This window comes from Alteromonas macleodii ATCC 27126 (assembly GCF_000172635.2).
GTDB lineage: Bacteria > Pseudomonadota > Gammaproteobacteria > Enterobacterales > Alteromonadaceae > Alteromonas > Alteromonas macleodii.
The window spans coordinates 3,468,437-3,490,854 of sequence record NC_018632.1; the positions used below are offsets into that span (position 1 = coordinate 3,468,437).

Here is a 22,418-nt window from a genome sequence, read left to right on the forward strand (position 1 = left end):
AACGTCACCACCTTAACTTGCCGTAACAAACATATTCGCCATTACCAATACCAACGCGTAACCCACGCTATACGCTGCAAGAAGAAGCAACACGAACTTGCCGTATTTGGCGAACGTCAGGCCCTTAACCTTACTCATGGTAACAATACCTGCTGATGAGCCAATAATAAGTAACGAGCCCCCCACACCTACTGCATACGTGAACGCCATCCACTCAGCTGTCGACATGGCAATGTCCGCTTTTAACAACGCAGCTGTTAATGGCACATTATCTATCATGGAAGACAACACCCCCATCACAAAGTTGGCCCCTGTTGAAGGCATTACGCTATATACATGTAAAAGTGCGCCCAATGCGTCAATGTGATCGAGCATACCGACAAGCAGCAACACCCCAAGGAAAAACAGAAGCGTGTCGAATTCTATTAGGCGAATATAGTCCAAGATAGGATCATCATATTTTTCTTCTCCCATAAAGGTTGCCACTAGAAACATAACCGCCATACCCGCTAAAAACGAAAGCATAGGTGGAATAGCAAAAAGCACATTGGCAATTAACGTCAGTACAATAGTGGACAGGAATATTCCCGCAATTACGTAATCAACCGGCCTAAGTTCATGGCGTGTTTTTTTTATTTTAACCTCCCCCTTCATACCTATACTCAACAGTAACGCTAGAAATAGTACTGCTGTGAGTGAAGGAATAATAAGTAAGAGCAGCTGAGTTATAGTGACCTTATCATCCAAGAAAATCATAAGAGTGGTGACATCCCCGGTTATTAGCGACACGCCCCCAGAGTTCACCGCAAATACCACTAGCACGGCAAATCGCATGGTTTGGTTAAAGGGCAAACCCAAGGATAAAACCATGGCAATAGACACCAAGGTCGCTGTGATGTTGTCAGCTAGCGAGGAGAAGCAAAAACTAAAAATAGCGGTAAAGAATATGAGTTTTTTGAGGGTTATTTTTTGCGGCATGATAATGTTTAACATGTTTTCAATCATGCCTTTGCGGTTAAGGTAAGCAACGAAAGTCATTGCCGCTACAAGGAATAACCAGAGGGTGGATATTTCGCTTATGTTTTCTATGAGGTGTTCATTGAGCTCTGCTAGGTGAGGGCCCCTATTCGCATCTATGAAAAGAAGGATCCATGCGAATGTTCCGAAAAATAATGTGGTTTTGGCTTTATTCACGTGTAGCACTTCTTCAAATACCACACCCAATAATGCCATTACCGCTATGCCAATGAGCACATAGTCCAGCATACGTTTTACTCCCAAATTGTCAGGGGTGAATTATACGATTGCTGTTCATGCTTTAGCAGGTGTTCTGCGCTATACAAGGGGAAAAATCAGTTATATTCAACATGCACTAAACTGATGAAAATACGGTGAAAAAATGCTGTTAACTAATTGAGTGCATTCCTCAAAAAAGTGGAATACATAACGTATTCAATATACAAAAAAGGCCAGTGATAGAATCACTGGCCCCGTACACGTTTCTGAAGAAATACTATTTAGCTATTCCCATTTCCATCTTTTTAAGGGCATCTGCGTCTATATCGGACTGAGGCTTAGCGCTGCTCTTTTTAGCGCGCATATCGAAGTAGCCGTAGCCACCTACAAGCAAGAAGCAAATAGCTGGAACAATATATGATACAACAACACCTGCGCTATCAATAATGGCGGCTTGGAAGAGCGGCATAATGGCACCACCGAGAATCGCCATCACAAGACCTGCTGCGCCTAGCTTGGTGTCTTCCCCCAGACCTTCAAGCGCAATGCCGTAAATCGTTGGAAACATGAGTGACAAACAGGCAGAGATAGATACCAATGCGATTACGCCTGCTAAATTAGGAGACTGTGTCATGAAGATACATAGCGCCATGGCAATCAGTGACATGATCATTAGCAGTCTAGCTGGATAGAGGTACTGCATAACCCACGTCATCACGAAGCGAGAAATTAGAAATACAATCATGCTGTATTGTAAAATTTCACCACCACTCACTTCGTTGCCACCTGTCGCTTTCATTGCATATTGGATGGTGAAGGTCCACACGCACGTTTGTGCTCCGACATTAAAAAACTGAGCCAAAACGCCAAACCGATAATGCTTGTTGGCTACTAACCGCTTAAGCGAAGCGCCCAACTTAACGTCTTCCACACTAGACTCAACCGATTCTTGAATTGGCGCTTTGATCAGGAAGATTGCAACCCAAACCAAAACGAGTACACATGCCATACCTACATAAGGAAGCATTACCGCATCAAGCTCAGCCCCTATCACGTTTTTAAGCTCGCTTACCGACATGGCGGCACGCTCTTGTGCAGATGCCTGATTCAGGTTTGGTAATATAAGCGTTGCAGCCAAAAACACACCTAAATTAGTACCAACAGGATTAAATGCTTGAGCTAGATTTAAACGGCGTGTCGCACTTTTTTGATTTCCCATCGCCATGACGTAAGGGTTCGCCGACGTTTCCAGAATGGATAATCCACCAGCCAATACAAAAAGTGCAGCAAGGAAAAAACCGTAAGTCATGGTTTGACTGGCTGGATAAAACAGAAATGCCCCCGCGGCCGCGCAGCCCAGTCCGGTCAATACACCTGTTTTATAAGAAAAGCGCTTGTTGATAAAAGCAGCAGGAATGGCTAAGCAAAAATACGCGCCATAATAGGCAAATTGAACCAATGCCGATTGCAAAGACGACATGGTAAATATTTTACTAAATACCTTTACCAAAGGGTCTGTCATGTTCGCAGCCACACCCCATGCAGCAAAGCAAATCGTTAACAATACAAAGGGAATCAGTGTGTCTTTGGAAACCAAAGGGGCGTTGTTTTTCATAAGAACGGCCTTTCGCTTGTAAAAAATTAGTTAACCAATTTAAGCATTGCTCTTTACCCCTGTCAATAAATCAATTTGATTTACTTATTTCAGATTGCGTTAAAAATTAGACTTTATATGTAGACGACCGTTAACAGAAAATGCGTGACTATTATTAAATGGATAAAACCGCCTTTGAAAATTTCTTAATAGACAATGACATAACCTAGATAGCACGCCTCACTGAACGCTTTCTACTCACCTTGAAATATTGCCATCGCATCTCCCCACTATTAACGAAAAACACACAAATGTAGCAAAAGAAATAAATAAACAAGGTTGATTTAATAGCAAAGGTTAGTTAGATTTCGTTCAAAACAAGCATATGTTAACGCGTTGTAACGTTAGCTAACTCTGATTTATCTTGCGTCAACAAGGAGTTAGCAACAAATGCGTAGATGTCATCAGTCACACGCTTATAACAAGCTGCGGTTGATAAACATTTTTAATTGAGAGAATAATGATGAAAACACCTACAGTTACCCGTCGCTTTTCTGGATGTAAGACAGGCTTGCAAACAGCGCTCCTCGCAAGCACCGCCATTGTTGCCGCCACTGCGTCAGCATCACAAAGTAAGTTTCAAGACGCGTTTGACTTTCAAGCAAGTTATACGGGTGAGTCAGCCACCAATATTGACGGTGGTGAACGCAGAGGCAGTGCCTATGCTGGTCAGCTCTTTGTAGGTGGGGAATTAGATTTAAATACGCTAGCGGGCTGGAAAGACACCAAAATTCATATTGCCATGACAAACCGACACGGCAAAAACTTAGCCGAGCACTACATTGGTAACAGTACGTCCGTACAAGAAATCTTTGGCGGCCAAAATACCCGTCTTGCACGGTTTACGATTTCTTCCTCGTTTTTAGATGGCGATTTAGAACTGGAAGGTGGCCGCACAGTAGCGAATATCAGCTTTTTAGGCTCTGAACTTTGTCAATATTTTCAAACCAATGCTGCTTGTGGGAACCCAACCTTTGTATTTAGAACCAGTAACTTTACTTGGTGGCCGGTTTCGAGTTGGGGTGGCCATGCGAAATACTGGCTTTCGCAAAAAACATACTTTCATACCGGCGTCTATGAAGATAACACCAGTCATCAAGACTTAGGCGATCACGGCTTCGATTGGGCGACTAATGAGGCTACAGGTGTTGTTGTGCCCTTCACTCTGGGATATCAAACTACGTGGGACAATGACGAACTTCCAAGACGCTACGAAATTGGCGGTTGGTACGATGGCGCAGACTACACCGACCCTGTCTTTGATGAGGAGGGCAACTATGCGGCGCAGTCAGGCAATGATTACGCTGTTAGAAACGGTCGCTCGGGTATATTCGCACGTTTTGAACAAACTGTTACTCGTCCTAACCCACTTACGAAAGAAGGGTTAACACTATTCGGTGCCGTGCTAACCGGTACATCGGGCGAGCTGATTGAAGACTACTATATAAAAGCGGGCTTTGTATTACGAGGCACACTGGCCTCACGCCCTGACGATACCATTGGCTTCGTATTTACCCGTCAACAGTACAGTGACGAAGCGCTAGAGGATCAGCGTATATTAAGAAGCATAAACGGCGGGGTTGGTACACCAGCAAGCAGCCAAACCATGTTAGAGCTAAGTTATGGTTATCAACTCAATGACCACGTAAGAATTCAGCCGAACGTTCACTACATTATCAACCCCGACCAATTCGCACAGCGCGACAGAGCCATGGCACTTGATGATGCGATTGTTCTGGGCCTAAGGTTCGACGTAAACCTAGCGGCTTTGATACTTTAATTCTCCCTGCAATACACTTTACAGCGCCTTCGGGCGCTTTTTTCAAACCGATGCCATTCCCTGCCGTTGTGTTTAATTAGTTTCAAGGACAACTTTCTACCAATCCAACTTCTCGCTATCTCTGTATTCACTACTATCTTATAGCGTTTTGAGCACCAATACGCTTAGCGCTTCAACATCAATCTATTCTACGTTGAATAAGGAATAAGAATGACAGACTCAGTACTTTTTAGCTCGTTTGATTGGGCAGAGAATACATTGCAAAACCGCATGGTATTAGCCCCTATGACGAGAGGTAGAGCTGGCGCCGATCGCATACCCAATAAAATTATGGGCGATCACTATGTACAACGCGCAGATGCAGGGCTCATTATTACTGAAGCAACGGCCATTTCAGAAGAAGGCATTGGCTGGGTTGATACCCCTGGAATTTATACCGACAAAATGGTCGAGGGCTGGCGCTCGGTGGTCAATAGAGTGCACGAGGCAGGGGGAAAAATCGTTTTGCAGCTCTGGCATACTGGACGCGCATCACACAGCGATTTCCACAATGGAAATTTGCCCCTGTCTGCATCAGCAATAAAAATTGAAGGGGACGAAATTCACACGCCTAAAGGCAAGAAGTCCTACGAAGTGCCGAAGGCGATGACCTTTGACGATATAAAACGCACAGTACAAGACTACAAAAAAGCTGCCATTAACGCCAAGGCAGCCGGATTCGACGGTGTGGAAGTTCATGCGGCAAATGGCTATCTCATCAATCAATTTTTGGATAGCCGCAGCAATCAGCGCACCGATAATTATGGTGGTAGTGTCGATAACCGCTACCGCTTTTTGGCCGAGGTGATGGACGCAGTATTGAGCGTGTGGGATAAGGAGCACGTTGGCGTGAGATTATCGCCAAACGGTGTATTTAACGATATGGGGGCCGATGATTTTCGTGAAACCTTTACCTTTGTTGCCCAACAGCTAAACAAATTGGAGATAGGTTATTTACACGTAATGGATGGCTTGGCCTTTGGCTTCCATGAACGAGGCGAAGCCATGACCCTTGCTGAATTTAGAGCGCTTTTCGACGGTATGATCATTGGAAACTGTGGCTACACCAAAGAAGAAGCCGAGAAACGTTTATCTGATGGCGATGGTGACATGATTGCGTTTGGAAGACCTTGGATCACGAATCCAGATCTTCCGACACGATTTAAGCATAATTACCCTCTCGAGTCCTTTGACGATCCATCATCGTGGTACGGAGGTGGTGTTGAAGGCTACAACGATTTTGAAACCTACCGCGAGAAGAGTGGGAAGGACGCGATGACTTCGCTGACCTGATTGTCTTTGGGCAGAGCCTAGCGCTCTGCCCTTTTCAAAAGCGTTATTTGAAATAACACGATGCGTAATGCTAACGCGTTCTCACTATTTTAGTATGGCCTTAGTTAAACGACTTTTTCTTAGCGGCTAATACGGCAAGTTTTTCTAGACACGACATCCACGCGTAGTTGTGCTGATCGCACTCTTGCTTATTGAGAAAGCCCTGCTGAATGAGCACCAACCTTACATTCCCCTCTTCGGTCTTTTCGAAGTGAATGTCTACTGATGTCATCACCGACTCTTCCATATCATCTTCCCACGCCCAGGAAAACGACAGCTGCTCGTTCGCTAAAATAGTCACATACTCACCAGTTAATGACATTTCAATACCGCTGGGATCCATCATCTTTATGCGATAGCGACCGCCTTCCTTGAAATCACTCATGATTTGTGTGACCGAACAATCGCCCGGTGCAAACCACTCACTAAGATATTCAGGCTCGTGAAATGCTGCAAAAACAAAGGGCAATGATGCATCTAGCGTTACATCAATTTTAAACTCGTGCATAAGGCTGCCTTAGATATTCTTTGACGTTAAAGATCTGTGTCTATCTTACCTTATAACAAAAGTTAGGCGCTCTAGCGTCATTTACCTTTGCTATAAATAAAAAAATCCCGAGCCCGCGTAAGGAAAGGCCCGGGAGAAGGAGAACATCCTCAATATTTTTTATCGACAGCTCAAAGCAACTTCTTGAGCTAAAAAATGAACCTATGCACCTTTCATCAGTGAATCCATACTGGCCTTGCTGCCAAAGTGCTGTGAACTTACTCTTTCACTTACCGACAAATACAGATTGTCGATGTCGGCATTTGCCATAAACTTTTCACAAAATCCTGGAACATGAGGCTCGATAAAATGTTTGGCGGCTAGCATAAAGTGGGCAATGAGCTGTTTAACGTTGTCGGTACCCATGGCGATACGCATAGTGGTCAGTTCTATCCCTGCTTTCTTCTGCTCGTCTGAGCTGAGCTCAGAGTGAGAGGTCAGCGCCGGGCATAAAATTATCGTATTATTCTGGCCAATACTCACTTGGTGGCTGAATGCAGGCTCTAGGGCATCGAAGAACCGCACAAATACATCGCGAGGAAGGTTTGCCGGCGCCATATCAACCGTGAATAAAGTACACGGCCAGCCGTGTGTATGCTGCTTTTCACGCAAACCGGCATTACTGTGTTCAGGCAGTGCGTGACAGTTAACGCGAATTTGATCGTGGGCATTCAAAAATGCAGTAAACACTTGCGTATTGATGACCTTGGTCATCATGCGCTGCTCTAAGGTCTTCATGCCGTTTAATACATCAAAGGCCTTTTCAGAATCTAAGAACGCACCTTTGATGTAGTACACATCCCAAAACATGGTCTGTGACCAATCAACACCATTTGCTGAACTGCCTTTTGGCTGGAACATGCGGTGCCCTTCGCCAATAACTACGCCTGCTGTGGTAGCACCGCTACCACACAAATCTTTAGTGTAGCTGTGGATCACATAGTCAGGTCGTGCAGCTTTGTTTTTATGCTGAAGTGGCTGGTGCAGTAGAGGTGTCGCAAGGGTGGAGTCCAACATTACCAACGCATCTTGTGCATGCGCTAATTCACAGATCCCAGGCACATCCAATACGTAACCATGTGGGTTACAAGGCGACTCTAAATACACGTGCATTTTCGCACCATTGTTCAAGCGCGACGCATGTTCAGTTTTAGTTTGCTGCATGAACTCTGCAAAGCTCTGTGCGTCATAACCGTCAAACCACGCAATCCGTATGTCCATTCGGTTGCTGCGGGCGAAATAATCATGAAGTAGCTGGTACACTCCGCCGTACACGTTCCTCGAAACAATCAGTACATCGCCATGACTAAGAACATTTGATAAACACGCATCAATGGCAGCCATGCCCGAGTTGAAGTTCCAGGCTAGATATTCGGCAGCGTAAGGACCCGCTTCCATATCCACAATGGCGTTAGCAAGGGAAATATTCGTTGGGTTTAACAGACGTGAATAAATTTGGTGAGTAAATTCTTTGCCTTGAAACGCGTCGTCGACCCATTCAGTACAGGCATACACATAAGTCGCTGTTCTTACCACCACGGGTGTTGCAGAAAAAAGTGCCGTGACATTGTCGAACAGTGGATAGTGCCCTTGCGAGCCATTGCCACTCGACAAACTTTGGTACGTGGCACGAAATGGGTTTTGCAACGTATCCAGTATCTTCGCAATTTGAAAAGACAGAAACTTTTTAGCGTTGAAATAAGCCAGTCTGTCTTCTTTATCAAGTCCTTGTAGCGTATTACTCGTAATATCCCATAGCTGCCTAACGCTTGCTTGAGCACCATATAAGTGATGAGCGGTGTTGGCGAGTGCCCTACCGTAGTCGCTCTCAGCATTTATACCGAAATGAGATAATTGTTCCTCAACTAAAGCCTGCGTTGTTTCGGCTTGGGTCGTGTTACGCTTAGGTGAAAGCACCTTAGCGTGCGTTACATCAACATCTGTTGAGTTTTGGAATTTGTTTTCTGACTGCATAGCGATTCCGTTGCAAATTGACTTCAGGTGCATGTACATGACACCAACACTGTTTACAAAAATGTAAAACTTAAATCACATTTTTAGAACAATTGGCATTACGATTGTGCAGTCAGACAGAGGAAAGAAAAGTTTACTTTAGGAGTGTTAAGCAAATGACAGCAAGGAGTTCAAAGAGGATTGAACTGACTATTTTAAGCGATGAGGCGAATGATATTGCCGAAGCGATTCGCCAAAGAATAGCAGATAATAACGACTTCATAGGCGCTGATGGTCTCCCGCTTTTAACGCTTAAAAAAATTGCTCAATGCCCAGAAGATGTAAATCCAGAAACCGTTACGGTACTGCTTGCAGACCCCGACCTTGCGTCTCGAATCATTGATACATGTTCAGCACTCACCTGGTGTCAGTCTACCTGGGCAGGCAATGCTCCCCTTCTAAATGCCGATAAGAAGAACTACATACTTACCGGACTAAAGGGAATTTTCGGTAAACTCATGAGAGAGTATGTTTTTGCTTACTTGCTTGGGCATGCCAGAAACGTAAAGGCTTTTGAGCAAAACCAGCGTGCCGCTCAGCCAATATGGGAAGCATCAAAGCGAATGCCGCTAAATGGTCAAACGCTTGGCATTGCTGGACTGGGCAGTATTGGGCAAGCATTGATCCCCGTTGCTCACGCATTGGGTATGAGCGTTGTGGGTTTAACCCGAAGCGGGCAAGCAGTGGAAGGTGCCGATGCTGTTTATACACCTGACACTATCGAAGCGTTTGCCAGAGCATGTGACCACGTGGTGAATTTAATGCCCGACACGCCATCTACGCAAAACATGCTTTCTCACGAATTTTTTAGTGCGCTGAAACCCCACAGTGTATTTATTAACGCAGGGCGAGGCAGTGCGGTTGACGACGATGCGCTCTTGCAAGCTTTAGACAACGGCGCATTGGCCCATGCAGTATTGGACGTCTTTCGTAACGAGCCTCTCGACCCAGCTCATTCGTTTTGGCAGCACCCTCGTATTTCAGTAACCGCTCACACTGCAGCGGAATCACAGCCAAGCGACGTAGCCGACGTGTTTTTAGAGAATGCGCTGCGTTACATCAACGGTGAATCGCTTAATTACCAGTTTGATTTTGCAAAAGGCTATTAGTGTTTAAATAGCCCTTCTCGTCATCCATTCAAGGCTAAAATACAGCCTGTCTGTAGCTAGTTACGCTGACGCTTAAATTCTAGGGTCAGTTGCCGTTATCTCAATGCGATCATGGTGCTTTTCATGAAACGATAACAGCTGAGGATAATCCTTCATGCTGTGTAGCTCACGGAAAAGTACCCAGTCAATCATGCTGTACAAACAGATTTCGGGATAAGTCCAACCACTAAATCCACCCGCATCAAGCTGGTTTGACAGCGCATCTAACACAGCTTCAATTCGCTCGTTTTGAAGACGGTAATACATTTTGTCTTCGCTAATATCAAAGTCTGAACGTTTCAGCAGCATAAGCTGAACAAAGGAGTCGTTAGCTGCATCAATCAGGGTTAGTTGATTCTCTTCTTCCCAACTTAACCCTTCGTGATCAAGCTTATCGGCAAGGTAGTTATAAATAATGCGAGAGTCGAAAATCATTTGGCCGTCATCTTCAAGACAAGGCACTTTAAGCGTAGGGTTGCGAGAGGCGAGCAACTCGCGATCTTCACCTGAAAAAATTTGAAGATTAAGAAATTCATGTTCTGTAGACGCAAGTACGATGCGAATGCGGCGCACGTAGGGAGAAGTGGTGGAGCCATATAATTTCATAAACGCTGTCCTAAACCGTAGTCGTTCTATGAAATCAGTGTAGCCGGAATTTGAAAATAAAAGGAAGTGTTGAGAACAAGACAACCGACAGGCATACAAAATGATGCGATGTATGCCTATCGTATTAACATCAAGCGCTCAAAGCTGAACGTTCAACGCTTAAAAAGAGAAGTAGTGTATAACTTAAGCCCTTAAACGCTAAAGCTTGCACCACAGCCACAGGTCGTCGTGGCATTTGGGTTTTGAACTAAAAACCGTGAACCTTCCAGACCATCTACATAATCGACAATGCCACCGACCAAGTATTGTAAGCTCATCGGGTCGACAACCATAGTTACGCTGTCTTTTTCAATAGTCATATCGCCTTCGTTCACCTTCTCATCGAACGTGAAACCATATTGGAAGCCAGAACAACCACCACCTGTTACGTATACACGTAATTTCAAATCAGGATTTTCTTCTTCTGAAACAAGGGCTTTCACTTTCGCTGCTGCAGCGTCTGAAAACTCAATTGGCAACGCCGTTTCTACAGACATACCCACCTCTACATTAACCTCGTGCTTTCGCACTTTGTGCTTGGTCGCAATTATCTAATACTTGCGGATAGTTAGCAATTATTGGGGCAAAACTTAACGATTCAAGTTACTGCACATTAACGGCATTTCTGTTAAGTGACACGTTAAGATAGAAAAGTTAAGTAAACTAGTTAACACTAACAGATAGAAAATAGCAGTGTGGTCAACGTATCTAAAATATTGACGATACACGAATAAAGGGGCGGCATATGAGTACAACCGACAACTCCCAATTACCTTCTTCCACCCCAGTGCTGTTTGACGATTTCGGACAGTCTCGCTTTACGAGCAAAGAAGAATACAAAGACGCGTTAGTGAAACAGCAAGAAAAACTCTTTCACGTTCAGCAATCTTACTTTCATCAGAAAAAACGAGCACTCATTGTGTTTGAAGGATGGGATGCGTCAGGGAAAGGCGGCGCTATAAGGCGTATTACTGAGAAATTAGACCCTCGTGGCGTGAGTGTATTTCCTGTGGCAAAGCCCGCAAAAGAAGACCAAGACAAACACTTTCTCTATCGCTTTTGGCAACACATCCCCTCCCCTGGCACACTTAAAATATTTGACCGCTCACATTACGGAAGAGTGCTTGTAGAAAGAGTAGATAAGTTGGTTGATGAAGAGGTATGGCAGCGCGGTTATGAAGAAATAAACGCATTTGAGAAAACGCTCAGTGACAGCGGGGTTCGTATTATCAAACTCTTTATGCATATTTCGTCAAGCGAGCAGCGCGAGCGATTTGAAGAGCGGCTGCACAATCCTTTCAAGCGCTGGAAGTTAACCGAAGAAGACTTGCATAACCGCAAGATGCGAAACGCCTACGTAGAAGCTACAAATGACATGTTCAAGCACACCCACACGCGTTATGCGCCATGGCATGTAATTAACGGAGAGTTTAAGTGGCAAGCAAGGGTTAACGTACTTGACGCCGTTATCGACAAACTCAGTGAAGGCGTAGATATCTCTCCGCCTCCACTTGATGAGCGTTTAATCGCGCTAGCCTCCAAACAACTAGATGTCGATGAAGATCTAATGAGCGGCTAAGGTGAAAGAACGCTGGCAGGCAGCCATAACTAATTAAGCGATTAAGCCTTAGTTATTGCTGTCTGGCAAAGTCACGTTCAATTCAAGTACGCTGCAATCATCGTTATTGTCTAGCTGTACTGATACTTGATCGTCAGCAATCGTCACGTATTTGCGAATTACCTGAATAATTTCCTGCTGCATCATTGGCAAGTAATCAGGCTCTGTCCGCTTTTTACGTTCGTGCGCAACAATGATTTGTAACCGCTCTTTGGCGACCGCTGCGGTGCTTGGCTTTTGCTTCTTTTTGAGCAGGTCGAAAATTCCCATTACTTCCCTCCTAGCAGACGCTTAAAGAACCCTTTCTTCTCTGCTTCTAGGAAACGATGTGGAACAGTTTCGCCTAGCAGACGTTTTACAGCGTCAGCATAAGCTTGTCCTGCATTAGCTTCTTCGTCAAGAATAACCGGCTGACCTTGGTTAGATGCTTTAAGTACCGCTTCAGATTCTGGAATAACACCCAATAGTGGAATCGCCAAAATTTCTTCAACGTCTGCGACACTTAGCATTTCAGCACTTTCAACACGGCTTGGGTTGTAACGGGTTAATAAAAGGTGTTCTTTAACCGGTTCGCCCTTTTCTGCGCGCATCGATTTACTTTGAAGAATCCCCAAAATACGATCTGAATCACGTACAGACGACACTTCAGGGTTAGTAACCACAATGGCTTCATCAGCGAAATACAACGCCATCTGTGCGCCTTGCTCAATCCCCGCTGGCGAATCACAGATAATAAACTCAAAGTCTTTCTTAAGCTCATCTAATACGGCCTGCACACCATCAACGGTAAGCGCGTCTTTATCGCGAGTTTGTGATGCCGGAAGAATGAAAAGGTTTTCCGTTCTTTTGTCTTTAATTAGTGCCTGTTTAAGTGAGGCCTCTTTATTAATGACGTTTACAAAATCGTAAACAACGCGGCGTTCACATCCCATGATAAGATCAAGGTTTCGCAAGCCCACATCGAAGTCGATCACCACCGTTTTATGGCCTGCTAACGCAAGTCCCGTACTTATTGCTGCACTCGATGTAGTTTTGCCTACACCACCTTTTCCTGAGGTTACTACGATAATCTTTGCCATCTATTCTTTCCTATTAGTGCGTACAAAGCATTAAGCCAACGGCTCTATACGTAATGTTTCTTCTTCTAAATATACTTGTGCAGGTTTCTTCCAGCATTCACCTTTTACGGTTTCGTGCATAATGAATTGCCCTGCAATTGAAATAAGTTCCGCGTCTAACGACTGGCAAAATACACGGGCTCCCGTATTGCCTTTTACGCCTGCCAACGCGCGGCCGCGCAGGGTGCCGTAAACATGAATATTACCATCGGCAAGCAGCTCAGCCCCCTCGCTTACAGAAGCCGTTACCACCAAGTCTCCGCCTTCGGCATAGACTTGCTGACCAGAACGTACCGGACGGTTAATTACTTTGGCAGGTTTGAGCGTGGTTGCGGCTGCAGGAGCCGGTTCACTTTTTGGCGGCGCTGAAACGGTTTGATCTTGTTGTGCGGTTTGAGACGGGTTTTCGCCGCTTCCGTTATTGTTTTCACTACCATTCGCTTTGTTCGAACGAAGTGCGCTGTCTGTAAATTTGCTTTGGCTTACATCGGCTAACCCCAAATCATTGATGGTGGGCTTCAGCTCTGCCACCTCACCTTTCACGGCCATGGGCTGTAATTGCAATCGACGACATAGCGCCACCAGCAGCTCGAACTCTGTAGCAGATAAAGGCTTTATCAAATGTAAAATCAGTGAGGAACGGGTAAAGAACTGCGGCGCGCTCGCGACCTTCTGAGATAACTGAGCTTCAAAATTATCTGGCTCAAAATCTATTACTTCTAACACAATACTGGTGAGCGTAGTGCCCTTCATGCGAAAGCAAGTTTCTGTCATTTTTTCTTCCCGAAAAGGCGTCACTTTCCTCATAGCAATTAGCCATGACAATAAGCAAAACCTATTAGCGCTAGTGTCTGTTGCTGTCTTACGCAGCTATACAATTTATTTATTGCGTCACTGTATCAAAAATCCCGTTCGCATACAGCAACTGTATACCGGTTAAAACACGTTTTACCCTGATAATAACCCTAGAACAAGCCAAGAACGTGCCAATCGTTGAGCAGTTTTTAATCAAGCGTGGATCATGCGAGTTTTTAGTGCGTCCTGTTTGTATACAAACATCTCTTTCACCACAAAAAAAGTGCGATCGTAGATCGCACTTTTTATCATCTTCGTTCTCTCACAGCGCTTTAAGGTGTGGTAAGTTTTTTCGGGTCTAGTAGTGATTCTAGCTCGCCTCTGGGGATATCTGTCATCGCTTCAGCCACATCAATAACAGGCTTGTTTTCTTTGTAGGCTGTTTTTGCTATTTCTGCGGCTTTAGCATAGCCAATAACAGGGTTGAGCGCGGTGACGAGCACGGGGTTTCTGTAAAGCGCAGCTTCAATGTTATCTTGATTTACAGTAAAGCCCTCGATCGCCTGCTCGCCGATTAGCGTCGCACTGTTGGTCATTAGCGACAGACTTGAAAGCAAATTGCTGGCAATCATTGGTAGCATTACATTTAACTCAAAATTCCCAGACTGCCCACCTACGGTAATCGCCGTATCGTTACCTATTACCTGTGCTGAAGCCATCGCCACTGCTTCCGGAATAACCGGGTTTACCTTGCCGGGCATAATCGATGAACCTGGCTGTAGCGCAGGCAGCGCAATCTCACCTAAACCAGCCAAAGGCCCAGAATTCATCCAGCGCAAGTCATTAGCAATTTTCATGAGGGTGACGGCTAAACTTTTTGTCGCACCGGAAAGCGTCACTGCTGTGTCTTGAGAGCCAATCAATGCAAAGAAATTGTCAGCGGGCTTAAACACAATGTCGGTCAGCTCCCCTAGCGCATCTGAAAATGTCGTAGCAAAATCCGCATGGGCGTTTACACCTGTTCCCACGGCAGTGCCTCCTTGGGCAAGGGTTTGAATAGCTGGCTGCACAGCGCGCAGGGTTTTAATCTGCTGCTTAAGCTGAGAAGCCCAAGCCAGTAAGCTTTGATCCATGCCTACAGGCATCGCATCCATGAGATGAGTGCGTCCGGTTTTGCAGTATTGCGCTACCGACTTTGCTTTAACTTCAATAGTACGAACTAAACTTTCAACGGCCGGTATAAGCTCGTTTGACAATGCAATAGCCGCGCTAACATGAATGGTGGTAGGGATCACATCATTTGAACTTTGCCCGTAATTTACATGATCATTCGGATGAACCTCTTCGCTAGAATAACGAGAGGCTAAGCGAGCAATGACCTCGTTGGCGTTCATGTTTGTGCTGGTGCCTGAACCAGTCTGAAATATATCAACGGGAAAATGCTGCATCACATCATCAAGTGCCAACAGCTCATCACAGGCTTTAACTATCGCTTGGCCGCGATCTTTATCCAGCACTTTGAGTTTCATGTTGGCTTGTGCTGCGGCTTTTTTTACTGTAATCAACGCGCGTACGAAGGCTTCAGGCATGCGCTGCCCGCTTACAGGGAAGTTTTGAATGGCACGCTGAGTTTGCGCGCCGTAGAGTGCATTTTCGGGGACCTGTAGCTCGCCCATACTGTCGCGTTCTGTGCGTGTTGCTGTCATGACTCGTATCCTTGTGTTGATATAGCTAGTTTTTCGGCGTGGTTGCCACGCTTTTATCAGAATCCTATTAGGGCTAGTGGCATTAGAAAACTAGGCCCTAGTAAGTGAATTATAAAAAATGGTGCACTAGCGCTTGCAGACCTTTGCTATACATCAAAGATCAACAGGCTCTCTGGTGTTCATGTCTATTTTTATTCTCGCAAGCGCAATTCGATCACTCTCGTTACACGCGTAGCGCTCAGCTTTAAGCAACGGCTTGTACAAATGCTCTAAACAACTATGCCGCCATTGCTGACTGACCTGCGGATCGCACAGGGTTTCATAAAGCACCTCAACCGCATTTTTATAGATAGAAAATTTGTCTTTATCACTTGGCAATAAGTTGGCAACGAAAGTTACGCCATCTAGATAGTTTCTTAAAAGCGTTGAGTTCAGCTCATTGTCGTTGTATCCAAATCGAACGTGTTGAACTGCATTTCGTATCGAAGACATGTGCATCCCTTGTGCGTGAAAAAACAAAAAAGCTCGATGTACATAAAAGCCCTTTCTTTATATACCACTCAATATAAATGATAATCGTTAGCATTTACAATGATCCAGTGCTATTCTTTTTCGTAAAGAAAATTGGATCTTCCAATTCCACCGATAGGTGAAGTTAACCAAAATTCAAAGGACATTATTTATGATCAAGAAGTTACTTGGTGGCACAGCCCTTTTTCTTATGGCCTCTGGTGCATTTGCTAACGAATGCGAAGTGACTGTGGAATCAAACGACGCCATGCAATTCAATACGTCGAACGTTGTTATCCCGGCGAGTTGTAGCGAGTTTACCGTGACTTTAAAGCACACAGGTCAGTTACCTAAACAAGCCATGGGCCATAACTGGGTGATGACAACAAAAGCCAACGGACAAGCAGTGGCAACAGACGGTATGAGTGCGGGTTTAGACAACAATTACGTTAAGCCAGACGATGAGCGCGTAATTGGCGCGACTGACATTATTGGCGGCGGTGAACAAACTTCTACGACCTTTTCTGTTGAAGGGTTAAGCAAAGATGAAGAATACATGTTTTTCTGCTCGTTCCCTGGTCACATCGGCATCATGAAAGGCACAGTTACGCTTTCGAGCTAAGGCGTTGCGAAAACTAGGCGTGCTTAACTAGGCACGCCTTAAACATGGATAACAGTAGGTCGAGGGTGTAGTTGTAATGGATACGGCGTCTCACACATCAAAAAGCGCTAAGGCGGTGGTCCGGTATAAGCACTTACCTTCTTTTACTAGCGCCCTATTAAGAAACGTTTTTTTTCCTCACTTAACCAATAAGCGGCTGTTGATGCCGCTGTTTATAGCCATTCTTCTTACTTATGACAGCACCCGTGCGGTTACCTTATCGGTGTTGTCAGATGCATTTTTTCAAGTGGCAGCGTTTGTATATGCATCGCTTGCGCTTTATTACGTCGCCACGTTGCGCGTTTCGGCCGAAGCCATTGGTAATTATATGAAAGCGCACCCTGTACATGAGGTAGGATTATCTGCCCTACTTGGTGCTATGCCAGGCTGCGGCGGTGCTATTATCGTTGTCACTCAGTACACGCGAGGTGTGACAAGCTTTGGAGCCGTGGTAGCAGTGCTAACCAGCACTATGGGCGATGCCGCATTTCTGTTACTCGCCCAAGCACCGTTAGATGCCTTAACCGTAATGGCCGTCAGCGTCACGGTGGGTGCAATGACGGGGCTAGTGGTCAATAAATTTCATAATTACCAGGCTCCTGAAGCCGATGGTGCGCTCCAACAATCGCAAACCTGTGATAAACCCAAAACAGTAAGCCACAAAGCCATATCACTTTCTAAAGTATTCTGGATGATTGCGAGCTTACCCTCGTTGGCGATTGCGCTTGGTTTGGCCTTTCAACTTCCCGTACACAGTTACCTTGCTATCAGTGAAAGTACGCTAACGCTGATTGGTGCCGCGTTATGTATTTCGAGCCTTGGACTATGGTCTTTGTGTGGTTTGGGAAGCGGATACGCTTCGATTACGAAAGAGGATTTAATTCCGCCTCCGCCTAAATGGCAAGAGAAAGCCGCACTAGACACTCAATTTGTATTGGCATGGGTAGTACTCGCGTTTCTTATGTTCGAGCTGTCTGTTGTCTGGTTTGGGCTAGACATTGCAGGGCTGCTTCAATCCATGGGCCCCGGCTTAGTTGGCCTGGCGATCATCATCGGGTTCTTACCTGGTTGCGGTCCGCAGATATTGGTAACCAGCTTATACCTTAATGGCGCAGTTCCGTTTTCAGCACAACTTGGCAATGCAATAAGTAATGACGGCGACGCGTTGTTTCCCGCCATTGCGCTCTCACCCAAAGCAGCGCTTATTGCCACAGTGTACTCTGCTATTCCTGCGTTTCTTGTGGGTTATGGCTACTGGTATTTGTTTGAATAAAGCTTTCGATGCGTTAAAAGGTTGAATTAACGGATAGGCTAGCGCTGCCCCACAGCGATTACTCTATTTCGACAGAAAGCGCTTCATTCCACGGCACGCTTATCTCATAGTTGCCTTTACGGGTTTTGTATTGATAGACCGTTGTAGAAAAACTAATGGATTCGGGGTTTATATCTTCCTCGATAGTGAGAGTTACGTTAACGGCTTGGAAAAAGCGAAAGCGGTATTTGATATCTTCTGCCAGCAGGCTCGATTCGCCCGATTTCAGCGTGAGCGCTTCACCGTTTCGCTGACCGACTACGGCAATATCTAAACTGCCATTTATCACTGCTTTTTGCTGTTTAGACTGCAACAGAACCAATCTAAGTTGATAGGTATTGTCACTTAACTTAAAAACTTCTACCCCTTCAATGGCAAAACCTTCGTCGGTTTTCTCAGGCGCCACGACGCGTTCATAGAAACTCAGTAATTCTTGTTGTGCCTCTAGTTCTTTTTTCTGTTCGCCTAACGTATTGGTAATGCTCTCCGTCTCGAGCGTGGCAAGCTCCATGGCGACTTCCAGCTGATTCACTTTGGTAGTAAGCGCATGATTTTCTTCAGACAAAATAGCAATAGTTTCTTGCTGAGCCTGTACTTTCTTGCTGTCACCTTCGTCAATAATTCGCGCTAGCTTATAGCCGAACCCAACCATGGCAAACATAATAAGCGCCACTAACAGTGTCCACTTGTAGTTGCCTAAAACTTCTTTTAACTGATCTGTCGTCATGATATCTACATCAACAAAAAACACCGTGCGCTAAGGCGCTCTAAACATTATGAATTTTAGGTGTTTATGGTAAGCTTCTTTTTACGTTAATCTACTGTACCACAACATGCGCTTGCAGGCTTTAAGAGAGGAAGTAGCTCATCCACGCACATCCATTCAGTTGTGCATGCTGGGCATTGTAGGGGGAACCTGCGCGGCGCTTATCATTATACTGTTTCGGCTGTGCGTAGAATGGCTACAAGAAACAGGCGTTTCGTCGCTTCAGTCGGTGCTTACCTATGACTGGTTAGTTTGGCTTATCATGCCATTTATCAGTGTAGGGTTAATTCTATTTATCGCCTTTCTTACGGGCTTCAAGCACTACCGTTTAGGTATTCCCTTCGTTATTCATCGAGTGAAGTACTATTACGGTCATATTCCATTTAGAACCACCATTAACCAGTTCTTTGGGGGCATGCTAGCCCTGGCCGGCGGTTTCGTTGTCGGTCGAGAAGGCCCTTCCGTTCATTTAGGCGCGTCAGGCAGTAGTTTCTTAGGGCAATGGCTTCGCTTGCCCTACAACAGTATTCGAATACTTGCAGGCTGCGGCATTGCGGCAGGGATCTCCGCATCCTTCAACACCCCGTTTGCTGCCGTAATATTCGTGATGGAAGTGGTACTTAGGGAATACAAAATACATATTTTTGTTCCTGTCATGCTGGCTGCTGCCTGTGGCTCGGTGCTCACTCGCATTGTATTTGGAGAAGTAAACGAGCTTTCGTTTTTATCGTTTAATGCATTTAGCCAGTGGATGTATTTTTACTTGGTGCTGCTAGGCATTCTGTTGGGCATGCTGGCCGTTTTATTCAATAGCCAGCTTATGCGGGTGATGACGTGGTTCAGGCCGGTTTCCATGGTGTGGCGTTTAATACTTGCTGCGCTAATTACCGGTACCATTGGTATGTTTATACCTGAAGCCCTTGGCGCCAACTTTATCGATGTTGAGCACTTATTTGATAGCTCCCCCGGCGCGCTGCTGTTGGTTTCTACTTTGGTGTTTAAAGTTATCTTGGCGGTATTTGCTATTGGCCTCGGTATTCCAGGAGGGATCATTGGCCCAGTGATGGTTATTGGCATGCTTGCTGGCGCCGTACTTTTATTACCACTGTCGTACTTTATTGACGTACCCGAATTTACCAACAGCTTCGCCCTGTTAGGCATAGCAGGCATGTTGACCGCAGTATTGCACGCGCCTCTTGCAGCGCTTTCCGCGGTTATGGAACTATCGTACAGCCCGCAAATTATTCTACCAGCCATGTTGGTAATTGTGCCTGCTTACGTGACTTCTACGCAGTTCTTTGGCAACCGCTCTATTTTCATACGCCAGCTTGATTATCAAAATCTCCCTTACGCTATCTCGTCTATTCGTGAAGCACTTGAGAAAACGGGCGTACTTGCAGCGATGAATACCGAGTACAAGCTATTTCACGATGCGCCGGAGCAAGCGTTAATTAACTACTTAGAAAGCGATCCAACAAAAATTGTCATTCAGAAGTTAAAATTTGAAATAGATGTACAGTATAAGCTGGTCCAATACAATGTGAGTTTGGAACACGATGCAACAGCGTTAAACTATTACGAAATGGAAGGTATTAGCGCGCAGTCTACGCTGCACGAAGTATACGAACACCTTAAAAACTCGCGCTCTGGCGCAGTTTATATTTACGATCAGGAGCTAAACGATATTATTGGCGTAGTAACGTGGAATATCTTACAAAGCTTCTTACAAAAGGCTCATTATTAGTATGTACATTTTATGGTTTAAAGCGCTGCACATCTTTTTCATGCTGGCTTGGATGGCAGGGCTTTTCTATTTACCGCGACTTTTCGTGTATCACGCGACAACGAAATCTCAAGTGGTAAAAGACGAATTTAAGGTCATGGAGCGCCGCCTGTGGTTCTTTGTTACTCCATTCGCCTTGTTAACTCTGGCATTCGGCGTTGCGCTTATTGTCAGCTATGGTGGAACTTGGTTTAAAATGTCGGGGTGGCTTCATATAAAGTTGCTGCTGCTTCTTGCTATTTACGGCTATCACTTCTATTTGTTTAAGTTAATGAAGCAATTTGCACGCGACGAAAATAGACACTCTCCGCGCTTTTATCGCTTTTTAAATGAAGCGCCGGTGCTTATCATTCTCGCCATCGTTTGCCTGGCTGTGGTAAAACCTTTATAAAAGTTTAAGCCAAACTAAATAGTAAAGGCGCACGTACAAAGTTATTGAAAAGTCAGTACTCAAGGAACCAGTACTGCTGTGTAGTGTGAGAAGTAATTTTAAGCTTGTTGTTGAGAGTGTTGTAAGCATTGCACATAGTCGCCCAGAACCTGCTGTTTCTCGGGTTTAACGAATTGTTTTTATCGGAATGCTATACATGGATGACAGTAATCAACACCTCAAGCATTTGCTCAAACAGACAGACATTGCCTTTAAGGCGCTCATGAGGGAGCCTGCTTCACGGCTTCTTAACGAGCAATACGAAAAGGCAAAACTTGAACTAGACAGCTATACCGCTTCGCTTAAACACACGTTGAATCAACGGCATCAACAACAAAGACAGCGCTAATTTTGAATTAGCGTTTTTGTTTTTTGCTTCTCCTGCAGCTCCCAGTTATCAAGTTTTCCCCTAGGTTACTTTGTTGAAGGTTTCAAATTGATTGGGTAACGCGCCTGCTAGCTCCCCTGACAACTTAGTGTAATCTGCCAGCACCGAAGGAAGCTGTTTAACAAGCATGTTTATATTACTTTCAAGCTGAGCAGCTTGTTTGTCGTTTCTGTAAGACAAGGCTAATTCAATATTAGCAAGCGTTGAGAAAAGCTTTAAACATCGAGACAGGCGAGCTTCTGCAGGTTCTGTTTTCTCAGGCTCGTTATCGTCACAGTCTTTCTTGTTCGCCTTACTTTTTTCTAAATGCTTTTCCCAATGGTTCCACGCATTTTGCCACACAGGTTCTAATTGCTTGTGCACGTGTAAAAGCCCATTTAGCCAGCTTTCGAGTTCTTTCGAAGGCCTCGTCGTTCCTTGCACCTCTATCGCAACGTTCAATTCACTAGGCATGGGCGACTTTTCTTGACGCATAAAATCCAAATGCGCCCGCAGGCCATTCATTAATGTATCAGCAAGCTTATCTACATCTTTGTCTACAAGGTGGCTGTCACTAGACTGTATGAGCCACGGCATCCACTGTTCGGGCATGGGAATTTCTGGTGCGGAGGCAACGGCAAAGATCATTCCATCTACGTAATAAGCATCCGGAAGCACATTTTCGAAACTGGGAAGCGAAACAATATCGCTGATTGTGTTTATTGGAAACCCATCTCTCACCATTACCATCCTATTTTAATTTGCGTTCTCTTTTATGAAACGGTAGTCTGCGCGGCCACTTTGTAGAGGGCATGTTTTGTAACCTTTTATCTACCCAAAATAATGGGAAATAAGGTAAAGAGTAAACAACAAACTTCTACACTGGGTACGCGACAATAGGTTTAAAACCAATCTGTTACTGTATTGGTTTAGCGGTACTGTTGCGTGCTCGCCTACC

The 22,418-nt window shown here is 45.1% G+C and carries 22 protein-coding genes; 9 read left to right on the plus strand and 13 right to left on the minus strand.

Annotated elements, in window-relative coordinates; genetic code table 11:
• Positions 1-12 precede the first annotated feature (12 nt).
• The gene (locus tag MASE_RS14865; protein WP_014950562.1) at positions 13-1,266 is read right to left on the minus strand and encodes an ArsB/NhaD family transporter; all 1,254 of its coding nucleotides are present in this window, start codon (positions 1,264-1,266) and stop codon (positions 13-15) included.
• A 247-nt stretch (positions 1,267-1,513) separates the two neighbouring features.
• On the minus strand, positions 1,514-2,851 hold the full coding sequence (gene fucP / locus MASE_RS14870) for an L-fucose:H+ symporter permease (RefSeq protein WP_014950563.1): 1,338 nt from the start codon (positions 2,849-2,851) through the stop codon (positions 1,514-1,516).
• Between the two features lie 499 nt (positions 2,852-3,350).
• Between fucP and MASE_RS14875 the strand changes: the two genes are divergently transcribed.
• Together MASE_RS14875 and MASE_RS14880 are read left to right on the plus strand one after the other, a co-directional pair.
• Positions 3,351-4,670, plus strand: a complete 1,320-nt coding sequence (locus tag MASE_RS14875; RefSeq protein ID WP_014977269.1) for a carbohydrate porin — start codon at positions 3,351-3,353, stop codon at positions 4,668-4,670.
• A gap of 210 nt (positions 4,671-4,880) precedes the next feature.
• Positions 4,881-6,002, plus strand: a complete 1,122-nt coding sequence (locus tag MASE_RS14880; protein ID WP_014950565.1) for an alkene reductase — start codon at positions 4,881-4,883, stop codon at positions 6,000-6,002.
• A gap of 100 nt (positions 6,003-6,102) precedes the next feature.
• On the opposite strand, the gene MASE_RS14885 is transcribed toward MASE_RS14880, so the two are convergent.
• Together MASE_RS14885 and MASE_RS14890 are read right to left on the minus strand one after the other, a co-directional pair.
• Positions 6,103-6,549 carry an SRPBCC family protein gene (locus MASE_RS14885; RefSeq protein WP_014950566.1) on the minus strand — a complete coding sequence of 149 codons (447 nt, stop codon included), beginning with the start codon at positions 6,547-6,549 and terminating at the stop codon, positions 6,103-6,105.
• A gap of 201 nt (positions 6,550-6,750) precedes the next feature.
• On the minus strand, positions 6,751-8,562 hold the full coding sequence (locus MASE_RS14890; protein WP_014950567.1) for a trans-sulfuration enzyme family protein: 1,812 nt from the start codon (positions 8,560-8,562) through the stop codon (positions 6,751-6,753).
• A 155-nt stretch (positions 8,563-8,717) separates the two neighbouring features.
• Here MASE_RS14890 and MASE_RS14895 point away from each other — a divergent pair, with 155 nt between their 5' ends.
• A complete protein-coding gene (locus MASE_RS14895; protein ID WP_014950568.1) occupies positions 8,718-9,710 on the plus strand; it encodes a D-2-hydroxyacid dehydrogenase in 993 nt (330 codons plus the stop codon).
• A 72-nt stretch (positions 9,711-9,782) separates the two neighbouring features.
• On the opposite strand, the gene MASE_RS14900 is transcribed toward MASE_RS14895, so the two are convergent.
• The gene (locus tag MASE_RS14900) at positions 9,783-10,355 is read right to left on the minus strand and encodes a glutathione S-transferase family protein (RefSeq protein WP_014950569.1); all 573 of its coding nucleotides are present in this window, start codon (positions 10,353-10,355) and stop codon (positions 9,783-9,785) included.
• A gap of 191 nt (positions 10,356-10,546) precedes the next feature.
• Positions 10,547-10,891: an iron-sulfur cluster insertion protein ErpA gene (erpA, locus tag MASE_RS14905; RefSeq protein WP_014950570.1), complete on the minus strand. Its 345-nt coding sequence runs from the start codon at positions 10,889-10,891 to the stop codon at positions 10,547-10,549.
• A 248-nt stretch (positions 10,892-11,139) separates the two neighbouring features.
• On the opposite strand from erpA, the gene MASE_RS14910 reads away from it, so the two are divergent.
• Positions 11,140-11,973, plus strand: a complete 834-nt coding sequence (locus tag MASE_RS14910) for a polyphosphate kinase 2 family protein (protein WP_014950571.1) — start codon at positions 11,140-11,142, stop codon at positions 11,971-11,973.
• 48 nt (positions 11,974-12,021) lie between these two features.
• Here the strand turns inward: MASE_RS14910 and minE are convergent, their stop codons facing one another.
• From minE to MASE_RS14935, 5 genes are all read right to left on the minus strand, one after another.
• Entirely contained in the window at positions 12,022-12,282 is a 261-nt protein-coding gene (gene minE, locus MASE_RS14915; protein ID WP_014950572.1) for a cell division topological specificity factor MinE, read from the minus strand.
• Positions 12,282-13,091, minus strand: coding sequence for a septum site-determining protein MinD (minD, locus tag MASE_RS14920; RefSeq protein WP_014950573.1), 810 nt, complete (start codon positions 13,089-13,091; stop codon positions 12,282-12,284). The genes minE and minD overlap by 1 nt, the downstream gene beginning before the upstream one ends.
• Before the next feature lie 30 nt (positions 13,092-13,121).
• Entirely contained in the window at positions 13,122-13,904 is a 783-nt protein-coding gene (gene minC, locus MASE_RS14925; protein WP_014950574.1) for a septum site-determining protein MinC, read from the minus strand.
• A 353-nt stretch (positions 13,905-14,257) separates the two neighbouring features.
• Positions 14,258-15,631, minus strand: coding sequence for a class II fumarate hydratase (locus MASE_RS14930; RefSeq protein ID WP_014950575.1), 1,374 nt, complete (start codon positions 15,629-15,631; stop codon positions 14,258-14,260).
• A gap of 153 nt (positions 15,632-15,784) precedes the next feature.
• Positions 15,785-16,123, minus strand: a complete 339-nt coding sequence (locus tag MASE_RS14935) for a hypothetical protein (protein WP_014950576.1) — start codon at positions 16,121-16,123, stop codon at positions 15,785-15,787.
• Positions 16,124-16,313: 190 nt separating this feature from the next.
• Between MASE_RS14935 and azu the strand changes: the two genes are divergently transcribed.
• Both azu and MASE_RS14945 read left to right on the plus strand, forming a co-directional pair.
• Entirely contained in the window at positions 16,314-16,763 is a 450-nt protein-coding gene (azu, locus tag MASE_RS14940) for an azurin (RefSeq protein ID WP_014950577.1), read from the plus strand.
• A 202-nt stretch (positions 16,764-16,965) separates the two neighbouring features.
• Positions 16,966-18,075, plus strand: a complete 1,110-nt coding sequence (locus MASE_RS14945) for a putative manganese transporter (protein ID WP_232362771.1) — start codon at positions 16,966-16,968, stop codon at positions 18,073-18,075.
• A gap of 58 nt (positions 18,076-18,133) precedes the next feature.
• On the opposite strand, the gene MASE_RS14950 is transcribed toward MASE_RS14945, so the two are convergent.
• Positions 18,134-18,841 carry a DUF6776 family protein gene (locus MASE_RS14950; protein WP_041693834.1) on the minus strand — a complete coding sequence of 236 codons (708 nt, stop codon included), beginning with the start codon at positions 18,839-18,841 and terminating at the stop codon, positions 18,134-18,136.
• A 106-nt stretch (positions 18,842-18,947) separates the two neighbouring features.
• On the opposite strand from MASE_RS14950, the gene MASE_RS14955 reads away from it, so the two are divergent.
• The 3 genes from MASE_RS14955 (at position 18,948) to MASE_RS14965 (ending at position 21,442) form a co-directional block, all read left to right on the plus strand.
• Entirely contained in the window at positions 18,948-20,624 is a 1,677-nt protein-coding gene (locus MASE_RS14955; RefSeq protein ID WP_039235311.1) for a chloride channel protein, read from the plus strand.
• A gap of 1 nt (position 20,625) precedes the next feature.
• The gene (locus MASE_RS14960; RefSeq protein WP_014950581.1) at positions 20,626-21,054 is read left to right on the plus strand and encodes a CopD family protein; all 429 of its coding nucleotides are present in this window, start codon (positions 20,626-20,628) and stop codon (positions 21,052-21,054) included.
• A gap of 196 nt (positions 21,055-21,250) precedes the next feature.
• Positions 21,251-21,442, plus strand: a complete 192-nt coding sequence (locus MASE_RS14965) for a hypothetical protein (protein ID WP_014950582.1) — start codon at positions 21,251-21,253, stop codon at positions 21,440-21,442.
• A 60-nt stretch (positions 21,443-21,502) separates the two neighbouring features.
• On the opposite strand, the gene MASE_RS14970 is transcribed toward MASE_RS14965, so the two are convergent.
• Entirely contained in the window at positions 21,503-22,204 is a 702-nt protein-coding gene (locus MASE_RS14970) for a UPF0149 family protein (protein WP_014950583.1), read from the minus strand.
• Between the last annotated feature and the right edge of the window lie 214 nt (positions 22,205-22,418).